The organism is Cytobacillus horneckiae (assembly GCF_002835735.1).
GTDB classification, from domain to species: domain Bacteria; phylum Bacillota; class Bacilli; order Bacillales; family Cytobacillaceae; genus Cytobacillus; species Cytobacillus horneckiae.
The window spans coordinates 1-17,375 of record NZ_PISD01000082.1; the positions used below are offsets into that span (position 1 = coordinate 1).

At 38.4% G+C, this 17,375-nt stretch carries 17 protein-coding genes and 1 other annotated feature; of the genes, 5 read left to right on the top strand and 12 right to left on the bottom strand.

The annotated features are described in order from the left end of the window. Positions 1 to 402 precede the first annotated feature (402 nt). The 4 genes from fabG to CWS20_RS26240 form a co-directional block, all read right to left on the bottom strand. Positions 403 to 1,143, bottom strand: coding sequence for a 3-oxoacyl-ACP reductase FabG (gene fabG / locus CWS20_RS26225; RefSeq protein ID WP_066195996.1), 741 nt, complete (start codon positions 1,141 to 1,143; stop codon positions 403 to 405). A gap of 421 nt (positions 1,144 to 1,564) precedes the next feature. Continuing rightward, the gene (locus CWS20_RS26230) at positions 1,565 to 2,185 is read right to left on the bottom strand and encodes a TVP38/TMEM64 family protein (protein ID WP_066195994.1); all 621 of its coding nucleotides are present in this window, start codon (positions 2,183 to 2,185) and stop codon (positions 1,565 to 1,567) included. An 85-nt stretch (positions 2,186 to 2,270) separates the two neighbouring features. Beyond that, complete coding sequence (locus CWS20_RS26235; RefSeq protein WP_066195993.1) at positions 2,271 to 3,215, bottom strand: LCP family protein; 945 nt, start codon at positions 3,213 to 3,215, stop codon at positions 2,271 to 2,273. A gap of 358 nt (positions 3,216 to 3,573) precedes the next feature. Continuing rightward, entirely contained in the window at positions 3,574 to 5,568 is a 1,995-nt protein-coding gene (locus CWS20_RS26240) for a S9 family peptidase (RefSeq protein ID WP_411814291.1), read from the bottom strand. A 145-nt stretch (positions 5,569 to 5,713) separates the two neighbouring features. Here CWS20_RS26240 and CWS20_RS26245 point away from each other — a divergent pair, with 145 nt between their 5' ends. Further along, positions 5,714 to 6,118 (top strand): YhjD family protein, encoded by a 405-nt coding sequence (locus CWS20_RS26245; protein ID WP_066195989.1) that lies wholly within the window; start codon positions 5,714 to 5,716, stop codon positions 6,116 to 6,118. Here CWS20_RS26245 and CWS20_RS26250 read toward each other — a convergent pair whose 3' ends face one another. Next, the gene (locus CWS20_RS26250; RefSeq protein ID WP_066195986.1) at positions 6,119 to 6,679 is read right to left on the bottom strand and encodes a competence protein ComK; all 561 of its coding nucleotides are present in this window, start codon (positions 6,677 to 6,679) and stop codon (positions 6,119 to 6,121) included. Between the two features lie 203 nt (positions 6,680 to 6,882). Between CWS20_RS26250 and CWS20_RS26255 the strand changes: the two genes are divergently transcribed. Beyond that, positions 6,883 to 7,119, top strand: coding sequence for an IDEAL domain-containing protein (locus CWS20_RS26255; RefSeq protein ID WP_066195983.1), 237 nt, complete (start codon positions 6,883 to 6,885; stop codon positions 7,117 to 7,119). Positions 7,120 to 7,395: 276 nt separating this feature from the next. Here CWS20_RS26255 and CWS20_RS26260 read toward each other — a convergent pair whose 3' ends face one another. From CWS20_RS26260 to CWS20_RS26270, 3 genes are all read right to left on the bottom strand, one after another. After that, on the bottom strand, positions 7,396 to 8,667 hold the full coding sequence (locus CWS20_RS26260) for a M48 family metallopeptidase (RefSeq protein ID WP_066195981.1): 1,272 nt from the start codon (positions 8,665 to 8,667) through the stop codon (positions 7,396 to 7,398). Between the two features lie 410 nt (positions 8,668 to 9,077). Next, positions 9,078 to 9,386 (bottom strand): AzlD domain-containing protein, encoded by a 309-nt coding sequence (locus CWS20_RS26265; protein ID WP_066195978.1) that lies wholly within the window; start codon positions 9,384 to 9,386, stop codon positions 9,078 to 9,080. After that, positions 9,376 to 10,104 carry an AzlC family ABC transporter permease gene (locus CWS20_RS26270; protein ID WP_066195975.1) on the bottom strand — a complete coding sequence of 243 codons (729 nt, stop codon included), beginning with the start codon at positions 10,102 to 10,104 and terminating at the stop codon, positions 9,376 to 9,378. Before CWS20_RS26270 ends, CWS20_RS26265 begins: the two co-directional genes overlap by 11 nt. Before the next feature lie 122 nt (positions 10,105 to 10,226). On the opposite strand from CWS20_RS26270, the gene CWS20_RS26275 reads away from it, so the two are divergent. The 3 genes from CWS20_RS26275 (at position 10,227) to tyrS (ending at position 12,896) form a co-directional block, all read left to right on the top strand. Beyond that, a complete protein-coding gene (locus CWS20_RS26275) occupies positions 10,227 to 10,778 on the top strand; it encodes a helix-turn-helix domain-containing protein (RefSeq protein ID WP_066195973.1) in 552 nt (183 codons plus the stop codon). Positions 10,779 to 10,907: 129 nt separating this feature from the next. After that, entirely contained in the window at positions 10,908 to 11,387 is a 480-nt protein-coding gene (locus tag CWS20_RS26280) for a MarR family winged helix-turn-helix transcriptional regulator (protein WP_083957335.1), read from the top strand. Between the two features lies 1 nt (position 11,388). Beyond that, positions 11,389 to 11,603: a binding site (T-box leader), on the top strand. A 45-nt stretch (positions 11,604 to 11,648) separates the two neighbouring features. Further along, positions 11,649 to 12,896, top strand: a complete 1,248-nt coding sequence (gene tyrS / locus CWS20_RS26285) for a tyrosine--tRNA ligase (RefSeq protein ID WP_066195968.1) — start codon at positions 11,649 to 11,651, stop codon at positions 12,894 to 12,896. A gap of 109 nt (positions 12,897 to 13,005) precedes the next feature. On the opposite strand, the gene CWS20_RS26290 is transcribed toward tyrS, so the two are convergent. From CWS20_RS26290 to CWS20_RS26305, 4 genes are all read right to left on the bottom strand, one after another. Then, entirely contained in the window at positions 13,006 to 13,800 is a 795-nt protein-coding gene (locus CWS20_RS26290; protein WP_066195965.1) for an ABC transporter ATP-binding protein, read from the bottom strand. After that, a complete protein-coding gene (locus CWS20_RS26295; RefSeq protein WP_066195962.1) occupies positions 13,775 to 14,776 on the bottom strand; it encodes an ABC transporter permease in 1,002 nt (333 codons plus the stop codon). The genes CWS20_RS26290 and CWS20_RS26295 overlap by 26 nt, the downstream gene beginning before the upstream one ends. Positions 14,777 to 14,905: 129 nt before the next feature. After that, a complete protein-coding gene (locus CWS20_RS26300) occupies positions 14,906 to 15,910 on the bottom strand; it encodes an ABC transporter substrate-binding protein (protein WP_066195959.1) in 1,005 nt (334 codons plus the stop codon). A gap of 456 nt (positions 15,911 to 16,366) precedes the next feature. After that, the gene (locus tag CWS20_RS26305) at positions 16,367 to 17,146 is read right to left on the bottom strand and encodes an enoyl-CoA hydratase-related protein (protein WP_066195957.1); all 780 of its coding nucleotides are present in this window, start codon (positions 17,144 to 17,146) and stop codon (positions 16,367 to 16,369) included. Between the last annotated feature and the right edge of the window lie 229 nt (positions 17,147 to 17,375).

Genomic DNA, 17,375 nt, shown 5'->3' on the forward strand with positions numbered 1-17,375 from the left:
CCTCCTTCTATGGCGAGATAAGGTGGTCGGGAAACCAACTTTATCCTACCATGGGAAGTGAGGTTTTTTTAATACCACGCTTGAAGCTCTTTAGAACCCCCGGCATAGCCAGAGGTTTTCGAAACCACAAAAAAAGTATTCCTGCATAATACAGGAATACTTAGGCGGTAGAGAAACTCATTTAAAATAAAAATGAAGGGTTTGAGATTTTCCGAGGCTTACCGCTCGCTTTTTTAGCGGTGCGAGCGTCGAACCGCTTCCTCGCTACTCGCCTTTAGTGACTTGACTGTCTCGTTTCTCTCCCACAGGGGTAGAGCGGACACCTCTCCAACTGATTTTTTTATAAATCACTTTCTGACGCACTCTGAGTATTCCTGCATAATATAGAAATACTAATATAATTTACATCATGATTCCTCCATCTACATGCAGAACAATTCCATTTACATAATCTGATTCAGCTGACGCTAGAAACAAATAGGCATTAGCAATATCTTCTGGTTTTCCTAGCTTACCAATAGGCACCATAGCTTTCATCTGATCTATTACTTTATCAGGAACAGCAGCCGTCATCCCTGTTTCAATAAAACCAGGTGCAACTGCATTTACATTAATTCCTTTTCTGCCAAGCTCCTTTGCCCAAGTTTTGGTCATACCGATAACGCCTGCTTTTGCCGCTGCATAATTTGTTTGACCGATATTGCCGTTTACACCTGAAACAGAAGAAGTATTAATAATTTTTCCTCTTCCCTTCGCAAGCATGACTGGCAATACTGCTTGTGTGCATTGAAATACACCTGTTAAATTGACATTAATAACAGCTTCAAAATCCTCTTGTGACAGCTTTGTCAGCATACTATCCTTTGTAATCCCTGCATTATTTACTAAAATATCAATCGTGCCGTAATCATTTTCGATTGCTTTAGCCATGCTATTAATACTTTCTCTATCAGCAACATTCACTTGATAAAAATTCACATTATACCCTTTATTTCTTAGCCACTGGGCTTTAGATTCCCCTGCTTCTGCTCGAAAATCAGCGAGCGCAACTGTCGCTCCTTCTCTGGCAAAGGTTTCTGCAGCGGCAAAGCCTATTCCGCCTGCTGCTCCTGTAATAATTGCCACTTTTCCTTCCAACCTCATTATAAACCACCTCCATTTTGCTATTTCTGTGAATAATTCGACAAATATTGATAATATCCTACTTTTTTATCAATAAAAAAAGCCGCGATGGCAGGCATTGATATCCCGCAAATCGCGACTTCCTTTAAGCGTTCCATTTATTTCACTTATTGTCCCATTTGCATAGAGTGAAACTTCAATCAGTAGGGGTTTTCCTTCATCCCCTACTGATTGTTAGTTGAACCAATCGGGCTTTTACGGGCAGTTAGCCTCCACCTATGCTTCTTCGTTTCCTCTAAACTTTGAGGTGGGGGCTTACTGCCCCGTTAATCTGCGATAATAATGATATAAAGAATCACACCTACACCCAAAGCCTTAAACCAGGCGTATCCTTCTCTTTTTAACCCTGCTCTTATTCAAACTTCCGTCCCGTTACCCCAGATTATTTTTTGGCGGGGGGCTCCTTCTCAACGCTCATATTCATTTTTACTTCAATCCGTTTCCCAACATACCATAAAATGATAATGATGACTGCAACGATTGCCGTCCTGATTGGTTTCGTTACAAGCGAAGTAATATCATGGCCGACAAAACTCATTGTAAATACCATAACCATCTTACCGGAAATGATAGCTAGCATATATTGCGCAATACTAATCCTAGATAGTCCAGCGACGATATTTACAACAGCAGAAGGAGTAAACGGAAAACATAATAATACAAACAAAGGACCGAATCCATGCTTTTCAACCCATCCCATTAGCTTCTGCACTTTTTCATTCCGTTTTATTACTCTTAAAAATTTAGCTTGTCCATATTTTCGAATTAAAATAAACACAAGCAGCGCACCGGCAACAGAGCCGATCCATGAATATAAAAAGCCTAGCCATAGTCCAAAAGCATTTGCATTTGCCATAACAAATAAAAATAATGGCAAGAAGGGAAGGAAAGCTTCCAATAAGGGTAATAGTATACCTGGCAGCGGGCCGAACGAACGGTATTCTTCAATTAATGCTAATACATTTTCTAGTGTAAACCACTGTCTTAACGTTTCCAGATCCATCGTCAAATCACCTTTTCTTCCTGATGAAAAAAACAACCAATGCGGATATCATGTACAATCGTTCATTCAGCCTGCCTTTAATTATTTAGTTTGCTAAAAAATCATGAATTAATTGTTTATTAGCCTCCTGGTCAATCTGTAAAACAGCCATTCCGTTAATTCTTACATTTTGATATGTCCCATTTGCAGGAATGGTAAGAGACTCTAAGCCAGAATTGCCTTTAGTAATTAAATCCTTACCCATATAAAGTATATCACCTGTGCCCATATTTGTATTGATATAAGGTGTTACAACGCCGACTAATTTTGGCAGCTTAGGTATTGTCTGTAGGCTTGTAAATTGGTCCATGACCGCTTTCATTGCCTTTTGCTGACGTTCAACACGGCCAAAATCTCCGACCGCATCATGACGGAAGCGGACATACCCTAAAAGGTGTTCGCCATCCAGCCTTTGCAGACCCGGCTGTAATGTCACACCGATATTTTTGGACATTTCTTTCTCCACTTCAATCTCTACTCCGTTAGGAAAAGCTTCATCAATTACTTTCACAAAGCCATCGAAATTAACAATTGTATAGTATTGTGAATCAATCCCGAAATTTTCTTTTATAGTTTGCCTTAATAAATCTGGACCACCATAAGCAAGTGAAGCATTAATTCTGTTTTTTCCGTACCCAGGAATGTCTACATACATATCTCTCATAAAAGAGATTAATTTATATGTTCCTTTATCCGGGTGATATTGCGCCATCATAATAGTATCTGCACGCGCATTTTCTTCCCCCCTGGAATCACTGCCTAATAAGAGAATATTCGTGCCACCATATTGATCCTTCGCCCCATTAAATTCGTAAACCTCAGTTGGCAAATCTGAAAAGCCATCCTCCTTGGATAACTTTACACCTTGTTTAAATTGAAAATATGAGTACGCTATTGTTCCACCTATAAGTAAAAGTAAAACGAGTAGTATTCTTTTGAATATTTTACCTTTTCCCCGCTTTTTCTTTTTTTGATGTCTATCCGATCTCATGTTATGATTTTCCTTTCACTATTAATTAACTGGGTAAACATTATGAAAATTTCATGAATATTACTCCCATTTATATAAGACTGATAAAAGAACAAAAAAGTTTCCTTTATTTAAATTATCATGCCGTAAAAAATTGGTATTTGTTATCTATGTTACTTCAATAAGCCACAATTTATTTACTCATTCTTATAATTCGTGAATCTCAATTTTTTTCTGTTAATTTTTTAACATTTACTTCTATTTATCAGCCTTGGTATTTTCATCGGATAGGATCATCATTCATTTAATTCAATTTTTCACCTGAAGCTCTTACTAATAAAAAAATTACCGCAAGCCTATTAGAGGCTTGCGGTAATTTTTAAATATATTCTTTAAACCAATTGTTAATATAATGCAAACGGCTAATTCTTAAGTTAGGTTTTCCGCTTCTTGATAATTCATGATTTGCCTCTGGGAATCTAACGAACTTCGCCTCTTTTTTTCGGTCTTTAAGTGCGATAAAAAGCTGTTCCGCTTGTTCAATTGGGCAACGGAAGTCCTTCTCGCTATGCAAGATTAGCAGCGGTGTATTCATTTCATTCACATACGCAAGCGGTGAATGCTTCCACAGCTTTTCAATATCATTTAAATCGCTTTTAATTTGCCAGTCTGTAAAATAATAGCCGATATCACTTACACCGTAAAAGCTGATCCAATTAGAAATAGATCTTTGTGTCACTGCTGCTTTGAACCTGTCTGTATGTCCGATAATCCAATTGGTCATAAATCCTCCATAGCTCCCGCCCGTAACTCCTAAACGGTCTGCATCGATAAAGTCGTAAGCCGCTAATGCATAATCGACAGCTTCCATAATATCCTCATAATCTTTTCCGCCGTAATCCCCCCTTACAGCATCTACAAACTTTTGACCATACCCATGGCTGCCGCGCGGGTTGATGAAGAGAACCGCATAACCATTTGCTGCCAGCGTCTGAAATTCATGAAAATAAGTATTGCCGTACATCGCATGCGGGCCACCATGGATTTCAACAATTAAAGGATATTTTTCACCTTCCTCAAAATGAGCAGGCTTCATGAGCCAGCCGTGGATATCCCAATCATCTGAAGATTTAAACTGGAAAGACTCCACATCGGCAATTGCTTTTTCATGAAGAAACGGTTCGTTCACATTTGTTAGCTGCTGTTTATCACCTGTGGATACTTGAAGCAGATACAAGTCTCCTGGATGTGTAGGGGTGCTTATTGCAATGACAGCACGCTCAAGACTGCCGCCTGTTGAAAGTCCATAAACATGCTGCCTTGGTTCTAACAGGGCAGGATACATGGCTCCATCAATTGTACCGTAATATAAGACGGTATTGCCGTGATCACTGGCAATAAAGTAAAAACTATTATTGTCTTCTCCCCATAAGATTCCAGGTGTAACTGTTCCTTGCTGGAAATCACCGACTGTATAGTCTCCCACTAAAACATCCCATTCGTTAGTTAAACAAGAAAGCGCATTCTCTTCTAAGTCGTAAATCCAGATTTTTGCTAATGTCGCATTCTCATACTCTCTGGTTTGCCCGAACATTCCTAGTTTTTTACTATTCGGCGACCAAGTAACATGGCCAAAATGCCCTTCGCCGCCTGTTATATTTTTCATTTCTTTTGTTTGTGGATCTATTAAATATACATCGCTTTTAAAGGAGGTATCTATATCTTCACTTAGATCAGCAACAGCTACTATATACTTCCCATCCGGAGACCAGCTTTGAAGCTGAAAATCATTTGTCCCTTCTGTTAGCAAGGTTGCTTCGGCTGTTTCTACATCTGCGATTGCAATTTGATTAAACTTCCCATCCCAAAACCCTTTTGCATCCGATTTATACTTCATCTTTTCGACTTCCAGCGGCATCGGCTTTTTATTAGATTCTGCTGGAAGCTGATCTGACAACAGCTCACCATCTTTTAAGGAAGTATTAAAAGCAATTTGTTTTCCGTCTGCCGACCAGACTGGATTGGTAGCTCCAGCATTAATATTTGTTAATTGGCGTGCTTCGCCACCATCCATTGATAAAATAAATATTTGACTCTTTCCTTCTTTTCGATCAGAAACAAAAGCAATAGAACGACCATCAGGCGCCCATCTTGGTGTATGATTCCTATTTTCACCGAAAGTTAATTGACGCGGTTCACTTTTCTCTTCTACATTCAAATAATACAAATTTGAGCTATATGTATTTTCTTCCTCTAACATGACTGTTTCTACGTAGATGCAATCCTTGCCACCTGCTACAAGCTGCGGATCAGTTATCGATTTTAATTCAAATAAATCCTCCGGCACAACTGTTCTTTTACTCACTGTCTCCACCCTTTCTTATTATATTTCCTTAATACTTCGACATCGGAAATATTTTCCCTGCTTAAATAAGTGACACTTGCATGAATAATATTATCTATGTAGAATATAATAAGAACAAACGTTCTATTTTGAATTCAAAAGGAGTAGACCCATTATGACAAGAATTCCAGAAAAAGACCGGAATATAATGGAGCAAGCCATTTACCTGCCAATGGTATTAACTGTATTAAATAGGGATTTAATCGTTATTAATAAGAGCCCTTTTAAACTGAAGCAGCCCTACTTAAATTTAGTGGAAATGACAATGAAGGTGATACAAAAGGAATTAAGAGGAGTAAAGCGTTATATGAACGATCATCATCTTCAAGTTCATGAACTTCAGCGTGATGAAGCTTTTACTATGTTCATGTTTCTTTATAAAGGCTATGAAGAACAGCATAACTACTTTAATCCTCGCATTCGGAATAAAGTGCACGAACTACTTGAATTTTATTTATATAAGAGGCATAGTTCTGAACACGATGGAACATTATATAAAAAAACAGGAGAGGGAAATTAATTATTTATGAAACATCTTAAGGTGTTCAGACATTCTTTCTTCTTTTTTTCTCTTAAAAAAGTAAATGGCTTTTCGTTCAGATTCTTCTATTCTGCTGTTTAACGTTGTTTTCAGTAAGGCTGTTCTTAATATTTGATTTTGAAAAATATTATGTGAAACCGGAATGATATGAGCTTGTCTATTTTTAAAAATGACTTCAGTCATCCCACCATCGACTGGCTCATAATGGTGCACATTTTCGTAGGAAATCCAAATGCAGCTGGAGTTGCTGGCTGAAGCGGTGGGGAAAAAATAAATTAAATTTGTGGGATCAATCGTAATGGGTGATTTATGGGTAATTCCGGTCAATTGTCTTGTCCCTTCTTTTCGACCCTCATAACTTGCTCCAAAAAATCTGCAGCTTTTTTTAATAATATCAATCGGTTTAAATGGTGAAAGAATTTCATCTTCCAGCTCATATATTCTTGCATAAACCTTACTGCCATACTCAATAGGCATAATCATCATCGTATTAGGATTAATTTCATATTCTTCGATTATCTGGCTTTTCCGATCTTTCATGTTTACACTCCCTCTTATGATATTTCATATAATTGACAAAATATTTCTAAAATTAGTTCCATTTTACCAAAATTTTATAATTATCACTAGGCTTTTTACCCATCTTTTAATAAAGAAAGTAAAATTTTAAAAATTCAAAAAATAGGTTGAATAAATAAATTTTATTTCATATACTATTAAAAAGTCATTGGGGTGATTTTTACATGAAAGAAAAATCATACACCGAACTTATGAAAGCCAGCGCCATGAAACGGAAAAGGGAAAAAGAAGCTTTCGTATTAGACCTCTACATTGATATGGTGCTTTCTGAAGCCATCTTAAAGAGAAAAAAAGAAACGATACAAGTGAAATTAGATGAAGCGCTTGATCAACAGAATGAAGCAGATTTTATTTATTTATCAAATGAATATAACGAACTGCATAAGCAGTTTGGCACTTAATACAAAGTGAAACTTCAATCAGTGAGGGTTTTCCTTCATCCTCTACTGATTGTTAGTTGGGGCACGCAGGATACGGGTCACTTAGAAGTTCTGATAATCGCGCTTTTACGAGCAGTTATCACCCATCTATGCTTTCTCGCTTCCTCTATACTTTGAGGTCGGGATCTTACTGCTCGTTAATCTACGATGAATCCTCCACTAGCAGCGGAGGATTTTTTGTTTTTGCTCAAAAAAAAAACCACAGTTAAAGAAAGGATTCCCTTTAACTGTAGTTTTTTAATCATCCCTATGCTCGATTTGATAATCCTCTAATAATGTAATGCGCTCAAGCATAGTCGGATGTCCGTAGCGAAATACTTTAACTAAAAACGGCGGATTCACTTGACTTAATCCTGCTCTAGTTAATTCCTGGAAAGTGCTGATGCCAGCCTCGGCATCTTTTGTCATTTCAACTGCATAGCTGTCCGCCCTCGTCTCTTGATACCGCGACACAGCGTTTGATATAGGGCTCGAGAGGAATAAAAGCATAGAAATGATCATCAGGAACAATGGCAATGAGCGAATATCCTTTACGGACGATATCTTTAGTGCCGATCCATAGCGAGAAATGACCCACTCCATTATTTTATATGTTAAATATAAACCAATTAACGACATCAATAAGTACCCTGCTATTCCAATATAAATATGCTTCTCAACATAATGTGCCATTTCATGAGCCATGATAAAAAGAATTTCATCATCGTCCAGCTTATTTAATGTTGTGTCCCACAGCACAATTCGGGAATTGGAGCCAATGCCCGTTACGTAAGCATTTAACGCATTTGTTTTTTCAGCCATATCTACTTCAAAAACATGCTCGGCCGGAATGTTTGCCTTATCAGCTAAATCTAGAATTTTAGTCTCCAGCACCTTATTTTTTAATGGATAAAAATCATTATATAAAGGATCAATGACAACCGGCTGCACAAACATAAGAAATAATGAGAATGGAATAGTAAGCAGCCATGCATAGAGCCACCATTTTTTCGCGCTTTTGTTGATAAGCCAATAAAGTACGCAAACGATCAAGACCATCATGCCAAAATTCACCCAAAAATCAATAAGTTCATCCTTCATCCAGCCGCCAAAGCTCTGTGTTGATATATTATACTGCTTAGAAAGCTTATAGCTTATGTAGCTTAACGGTGTTGTCGCAATGAACGCAAAAAGTGAAAGCCAGGCAACATATATGGATGTCTGCACAAATTTATATTTAGATGACTGCTCACTCCAGCCTTTAAATAGAGTAGATAATCCTAACAGCATAATAAATAGGTAAAACAGCCATTCAAAAGGTGTCGATAAGAAAAACAATAAATTCCTTATTTTCGAATATTCCTCACTTAGCATCAATTCCCTGCCGTTTAAGAAAGTCGCAGGATCGGCCACGGTTCCTTGATATTCAAAGGGAAGGCTCGTATTTGTAAAATGAAATAAATACCAATAAAAAAACAAACCATATAGAAAATAACCAATAATACCGTACAGGCCAATTTTTCTCGCCATCCGGTTCCCTCCTCTATAATACGAATACTTCTCTTATTTTGTACAACCCTTTCATATTTAGTTTAGTACAAAATGAAATATTTAGAACCTTGGAGAAGGACAAACTCACATAAAAAATCAGATGGGGTTTTCCTCTATCCCCTACTGATTATTAATTGGGGCACGCAGGATGCGGGTCACTTAGACGTGGCCACAGGACGTGGCGTATTCAGTCTGAGTTCTGATAATCGGGCTTTTACGGGCAATTATCTCATACGTAAGCTTCTCCGATTCCTCTAAACTTTGAGGTGGGAGGTCTTACTGCCCGTTCATCTGCGCTAAAAAGACCACGATGAAAATCCGTGGTCCGCTTAGAAAAAATTGGAGCTCGCTGGAGTCCAAATTTATAATGCTTATTCATTCTTTTTATATTAGCTAAAAAGAAATGAATAACCAGATAAAATGAGAATAGAACCAAGTACAACGATAATAACGTTAGCACCAAGATAGGCTGCGACAAAGGCAAAAGCAGCGCCTAATAGACCAAACCAAATATCTTCACTAATGAATAAAACTCCTGGAAAGATAAGTGCCCCTAGCGTCGCATATGGAACATTCTTTAATACGCCTTGAATAAAAGACGGCAGCTCCCTGCCATGAAAGAGTAGAAAAGGCGCCAATCTTGAAATATATGTTACTGCACCCATGCCAATAATCATCCAAACCATTTCACTGTTCATGATTGTCCCCCTTGCTCTGCTTTATGCTTTCCACAAATTCCACCAATATGGCTGATAACAATGTGGCAACGACAATTGCCCAGCCAGTTGACAGCAGTTCAGCATAAGTGAAAATTGTATTAAAGATAGCTGCTAAAGCAGCAAGATATATAACTTTGACCCCCTTTTTCATCGATGGAACAAGCAATCCGATAAACATCGCATATAAAGCGACCGACATGCTTTCCTGTAAAGTTTCAGAAAGGTTCGCTCCAATAACAAAACCTACTCCGGTAAAAATCACCCAGCTAAAATAGCCAATTAAATTTACGCCAAGGATAAAACCAGTCTTTAAAACTCCCTCTCTTGTTGCTACGACTGAAAAAGATTCGTCCGTGATTGAGAAGGAGTAAATCGCTTTATATAAAAGTGAATCGTCTTCGGCCTTCTCATTTAAAGCAGTACTCATTAAAAAGTGACGAATGTTTACAATAAAGGTAGTTAAAATAATTTCGAATGCACTTGTACCTAAAGCAATTAAACTTAAGGAAATATATTGTGCCGCACCAGCAAAGACAATGATGCTCATCAGCATTGCTTCTCCCATTGTTAGGCCTGTTGTTTTGGCCAATAAGCCAAAGGTTAAAGCAACAGGAGCATATCCAATCGCAATGCTCAATCCGGCCTGGACCCCTTTTTTAAATGGAGATTCTTGCTCTTCAATTATCAATTCTGTCATATAAAGTCAGCTCCATTACTTAAAATATGTTATAATAGATGATATGAACGTTTTAACACACCAAATATATGTTATATTATACATACGTGCGTCATAATAAACAATACCTTTCGGAGGTTAATATGAGAAATATTCAAAAAAATATCGGCGTAAATTTGCGCGAAATACGTAAGAAAAGAGGGCTAAGCTTAGATGCAGCAGGAGATCTAACGGGTGTCAGCAAGGCGATGCTCGGCCAAATTGAACGAGGTGAATCCAATCCGACTGTTACGACACTATGGAAAATTGCAACGGGATTGCAAGTATCCTTTTCTTCATTAATTATGGAGGAGCCCTCCATGGTACACTTCGTCAAAAGCGGAGATATCCAACCTATTATGGAATATAATGGAAAATATCGAGTTTACCCTGTCTTCCCATTCGACCCAACAAAAAAATTCGAAATCTTTTCCGTCAAGGTTGAACCTAAATATGAGCATATATCACAAAAACATAATGAAGGTGTAGAAGAATATATTACAGTGCTGTCCGGCACACTTGAATTAGAAATTGATGGGAAAATTTACAGTTTGGAAACGGGAGACTCCATCCGCTTTTTAGCAAATAAAGAGCATATTTACAGGAATAGAACCAGTGATAGCTCTACCTACCAAGCCATTATATATTATCCATAAAATCCAACCTCTCTTTTTTATGGAGGGGTTGCATTTGGAGATTTTTTTTAGTAGAATCGTTTCATAGCTAATGATTTAGAAAATTTAGTGAGGTGATTATGTATCCATCAATTTAATGATAAAGGGGAATTGCTGCCGGAAGAATCGGCAGCCATCAAGCAATTAAGCAAGAATACAGACATAAACCTGGACGCCATTGCTGCAGTGACGAGCTTGTACACTATTGGTCAAGGCATTAAAAATAAACTCGAACAAGAAATATTGGCAAATTATAAAATCTCATGGACATCCTTTTCCATTCTTTATGATTTATGGATCCATGGATCAATGGAAACGAAGCAATTAGCAAAATCAGCCGGCGTAACGAAAGCAACTATAAGCAATATTACGAACACATTAGAGCGTAAAGAGCTATGCTATCGAAAGGCAGATTTACGTGATAGACGCCTCACTTATGTTGTCATTACAGAAGAAGGTAAACGGATAATGGAAGAGCTTTATCCCCATTTTCACAAAGGTGAAATCGATATAGTAGCTAGCGCTTCAAATGATGAACTAACGCAGCTTTCAATGTTGTTAAGACGGATTATTCGAGATAATAACTTTTAAATATATAGCGACGATAGGAACTTAGTAACGAGGGTCTCCCTTTTACAGAGAGTCGATGGCTTGTGGGAATCGACATACAGACCTTAGTGAATTACCCTCCTTGAGCTTCCTTTGCGAGCAGCAAAGGACGGGTTGATCCCGTTATCCGATAAAGCCGGAAGATACTAATTCTTCAATTAGGGTGGTACCGCGTGAATGTTTGGCCACGTCCCTTACTTAAGGGGCGTGGTCTTTTTATTTTATAAAACAGGAGGAAAGACAATGACTAAGCTAAGCGAGCAATTATCAGAACAGCACTTAACTGAATTAAAAAGACAAATGAAACTTTATGTCCAAGGGACACAAGAAATCATTCCTAGTGAAGAGCTAGAAGCAAAGCTGGCCAAATCTCTTCTGGAAAATCGTCCTTTAAAAATCAAATTAGGACTGGATCCATCCGCTCCTGATGTGCACTTAGGCCATACTGTGGTCTTAAATAAATTGAAGCAATTTCAAGATAACGGCCACATTATCCAGCTATTAATTGGTGATTTCACAGGCAAAATTGGTGATCCTACTGGTAAGTCAATAGCAAGAAAGCAGTTAACAGATGAAGAAGTAAAGCATAATGCAAAAACATACTTCGAACAGTTCGGCAAATTCTTAAATATGGAAAAGGTGGAATTACACTACAACTCTGAATGGCTATCAAAGCTGAACTTTGAAGAGGTCATCGGGCTTGCCGGAAAAATTACCGTCGCAAGACTAATGGAGCGCGATGACTTTGAAGAGCGAATTGCTTTTGGGAAACCAATCTCCCTTCATGAGTTTTTTTACCCGCTTATGCAAGGCTATGATTCAGTCATATTGGAAAACGACATCGAACTTGGAGGAACCGACCAGCATTTCAATGTTTTAATGGGTAGACATTTTCAAGAGAAGTTTGGAAAGGAAAAACAAGTGGTTATGTTAATGCCTCTTCTAGAAGGACTCGACGGAGTCGAAAAAATGTCAAAATCCAAGAAAAACTATATTGGAATTGATGAAAGCCCACAGGAAATGTATGGAAAATCGATGTCCATTCCCGATGAGCTTATGTTGAAATACTTCAACCTAGTTACTAATTTTTGTCCTGAAGAAATTGAGGACATTACGGCGAAGCTTGAATCAGGCAGCCTCCACCCGCGTGATGCTAAAATGCGATTAAGCAAAACAATCGTTTCGATGTACCACGATGAAGATGCAGCTGATAAGGCAGAACAGGAGTTTATCGCAGTCTTTCAAAAAGGCAATATTCCTGAGGAAATGCCGAAGCATCACTGGAGCGGAGAAAATATAGTGGAAATTGTGCAACTGCTAGTAACCACAGGTTTGTTTTCTTCAAAATCGGAGGCAAAACGAATGATTGCTGGTGGCGGTGTCCGTCTGAATGGCGAAAAGGTGGATGACGCAACACTTCAAGTAAAGATAGAAAATGGGCTCATTGTTCAAGTCGGTAAGCGAAAATTTGTAGAGATTAGTGTTAAATAATGTTAGACAGGAAAGAAGCCAGTCACCACTGGCTTCTTTTACTTCTCATTCATTCAAAAAGAGCCATCCAATAGCCGAAAACCGAACTAATTGGACAGCTTTTTTTCTTTTAAATAAGAACAGCTTTATCGCTATTCATTTTTTCACCGCGGATTTGCTGGAATTCATATAATAATTTTTCTACGGTTAATTGCTTTTTAGCATTCTCATCCGCTTCAAAAATCATTTGGCCTTTATCCATCATAATTAGTCTATTCCCTAAGTCAATCGCTTGCTGCATATTATGAGTAACCATTAAAGTAGTAAGCTCGTATGTCTCAACAATTTCTTTCGTCAACTTCGTGATCAGCTCTGCCCGTGATGGATCAAGTGCTGCAGTGTGTTCATCTAGAAGCAATATTTTTGGTTCCGTAAAGGTAGCCATCAATAAGGACAATGCTTGCCTTTCACCGCCAGATAATAAACCGACTTTTGCATGCAGTCTGTTTTCGAGTCCAAGATGCAGCATTTCCAATTTTTCTTGAAAAAATGCTCTTCTCTGCTTAGAAACCCCTCGCTTTAATCCACGTGATTTTGTTCTTGTATAGGCAATAGCAAGATTTTCTTCGATTGTCATTGCTGGTGCAGTGCCTGCCATCGGATCCTGGAACACTCTGCCGATTAACCTTGAGCGTTTATTCTCTTTTACTGCTGAAACATTTTTTCCATCAATGTTCACTTCACCTAAATCCGGCATCATCTTTCCAGATATAATATTCATTAATGTGGACTTTCCAGCTCCATTGCTGCCGATTACGGTCATGAAATCACCCGGATTCAAATGCAAATCCATCTTTTGCAGAGCCATTTTTTCATCGGGTGTTCCTTCATTAAAGACTTTATGAATCTGTTTTAATTGAAGCAAGCTGTTCACCACGTTTCTCATATTCATTTTGCTTAGCCTGAAGCATGCGCTTCTTCTTGCGCTTTCTTTCTCGCTGTTTATCCAGCACTTTAGGCAAAATAAGCGCGAATACGACAATCAAAGCTGTAATTAGTTTCATATCCCCTGTTTCCAGGAATTCCACTCTTAGAGCCAATGTGACAATAATCCGATAAAGTATCGCACCGCCGACTACAGCCAGTGTTGCTCTGACGATTGTTTTTGCACCGAAAATCGCTTCTCCAATAATAACAGAAGCAAGTCCGATAACAATCATTCCAATCCCCATGCCAACATCAGTGAAGCCGCTATATTGAGCAACCAACCCGCCTGACAATGCCACAAGTCCGTTTGATAAACCTAAACCTAATATTTTTAATATATCTGTATCTGCTGAAAAGCTGCGAATCATTGTTTCATTATTGCCAGTTGCCCGTATCGCAAGACCAACATCCGTTTTTAAAAACCAGTCAATAAGGAATTTCACAATGAAAGCAAGAATTAACATTAATATGAGAATTCCCCATGTTTTTGGAATAAAGCCTAAAAACGATAGAGACTGATCAATACCAAGCCCTTGCCAAAATGCAGTCAATTTCGTTATCACAGTTTCCTCAGACAAAAGAGGAATATTAGACTTGCCCATTATTCTTAGATTAATAGAATACAGAGCAATCATCATCAAAATTCCTGATAATAACGGATTTATTTTCCCTTTTGTATGAAGAATCCCGGTAACGCAGCCTGCTAAGAAGCCTGCACCGAGTGCTGCAGCAGTCGCGATAAATGGATCAGTACCACCAACAATTAAAACCGCAGCAACCGCCCCGCCTGTAACAAAGCTGCCATCAACAGTCAAATCAGGAAAATCCAATATTCGAAAAGATAAATAGACTCCTAAAGCCATTAAAGCATATATTGCCCCCGCTTCAATAGACCCAAATATAGCCGTTCCCATATAATTCTCCCTTTCTTACTCAAGCTGTCAATCAAGGATGAAGACCATGCCCATTCAAAAATGAAGATTCAGCGTGTGCTCCTTTATTTCCAGCAGCAGCTCCTTCACTAGTGAATGTTATGCTGTTCATTAATCTTCGATAAATTCGGCAATGTCATTCCATTCGTCTTTTAATTCAATTCCCATTGCTTCTGCTGCCTTTTTATTAATTAAAAGTTTTAAATTTTGCGGATATTGCACAGGCAATTCAGCTGGCTTCTTTTCTCCTTTTAAGATTTCTCCTGCCATCATGCCTGCTTCGAAGCCGATATCAGCATAATCAAAACCATAAGCTGCAAATCCTCCTCGTTTTACAGAATCCAATTCACCGACAAATAATGGAATTTTATTATCATTTGACACTTGAATGACTGATTCTAGTGCGGTTACTACTGTATTATCGGTAATGATATAGAAAACATCTGCTTTACCAACAAGAGATTCAGTTGCTTGCTTCACTTCTGCAGACGTAGAAACAGTTGCTTCAGCAATTTTCAAATCCGTTTCTGCCACTGCCTTTTTAACGATATCAATTTGAGCTACTGAATTTGCTTCGCCGGCATTATAAATCACACCGATTGTATCGATATCAAAATGATCATTGATAAATTTCACTGTATTCGGAATCGCGTCGGGATGATTATCGAGCGTTCCTGTAATATTGCCACCAGGTTCTTCCATTGACGGCACTAGCCCTCCAGCTACTGCATCTGTTACAGAAGTAAATACAACTGGAATATCTTTCGTCGCATTCAATGCGGCTTGAGCACTCGGAGTTGAATTTGCAAAAATTAAGTCAACTGAATCACCAACAAAATTATTGGCAATCGATTGGTTATTGTTTTGATCTCCTTGTGCAAGCTGAACATCATAATCAACGGAAAGACCTTGCTCCTCCATAGCTTTCTTAAAGCCTTCGACTGCCGCATCAAGTGATGGATGTTCTGCTATTTGCGTCACACCCACTTTATACGTTTTCTCTCCCTCATTCGCTGCTCCTCCGCTGTTTGTCTCATCACTACCACATGCACTTAAGAAGACAGCACTCATTATACTGGCAGCAGCTATTATTTTCATAGATTTAAAATTCTTCATTTTATATATTCCCCTCCACTTTGTCACTTCTACGCTTTCATGCTTTTATTCATTAAATTATATACATAGCCTCTTAATGTGACAAGAACTTTTTATTATTTTCTAAAAATTTCACCTCCCCTTTATTTAAACGATTAAGCAGTGTACTGCTAGTTATAAAACATATATTCTAATTTTTTTTTGAAATACCTTGTTTTATTTTCTGACATTTCAGAAAAATCCGATGTTAGAATGAAGATTTGTTCATTTTTGTAAATCCAGCGTGAGCGACTGGCTTATACTGCTTGAAGGGAGCAGTTAGAAAATGGCTAACAGTAAAGGGAGCGACCTTTACTGTAATTTCTGACCGTTTCTCTTTGTTAGATTAGCGCCTATGCCTATATCGGATAATTAGATCCATTTCACAATATGTATGTAAAAAGACGAATCCTCTATAGCAGGACTCGCCTTTTCTTGTTACTTCCCTTTGAAGTTTGGCTTTCTTTTTTCAGAAAATGCTTCTAATGCTTCGACTCGATCCTCAGTAGGAATCAGGACCTCATACGCCTTTCTTTCAATCTGTAAACCGGTTTGCAGATCGGTGTTCATGCCATGCTTTACAGCAAATTTTGCCTGCTGAAGAGCGAGTGGTCCGTTTGCCAGCATGGATTGGGCGAATTCAATACTTTCATCAATAAGATTTTGCTGAGATGTCACTTTATTTAAAATCCCCATTTGGAGCGCTTCATTTGCCGGCACTCTTTTTGCCATTAAAATCATCTCAAGCGCCTTTGCTTCCCCTATTAATCTAGGGAGACGCTGTGTTCCGCCAGCGCCGGGAATAATCGCAAGTCCCGTTTCCGTTAGCCCCATTTTTGCCGTATCAGCAGCAATGCGAAAATCGCATGATAATGCCAATTCAATTCCGCCGCCAAATGCAAAGCCGTTTACAGCGGCAATCGTTGGCTGTGGCAGCTGTTCTATTAATGTGAATACTTCGCCAATTTTATATAAATTCCGGCGAACTTCTTGATCTGTCAAGGTCTTTCTCTCTTTTAAGTCCGCTCCTACACTGAAGGACTTATCCCCAGCTCCGGTAAATATCACTACTCTTATATTTGAATTTGACCTGATATCTTCAACTGCTGACTGCAGTTCTGTTAATGTATCATAATTAAATGCATTCAATGCTTCTGGTCTATTCAATGTCACTATAGCAATATGGTTATTCCTTACCTCAACTTTAATCGCTGTCATATGCCCCATCCTCTCGATTATTCTACTGTAACTTCCTTCGATATTCCTTCATGAAAACCCTTCCAAAAACGAACAAAAACTTATTCTCCTCCGCATTAAAAAAAGCCTATGCCTCACAAATGGCATAAGCTCACAATACATCTATCCACTGTTTTTTGTGTCAGCTGTAACTACTTTTGCGTCTCTCCACTGTTTTTTGCGTAAGCTGCAACTACTTTTGCGTCTCTCC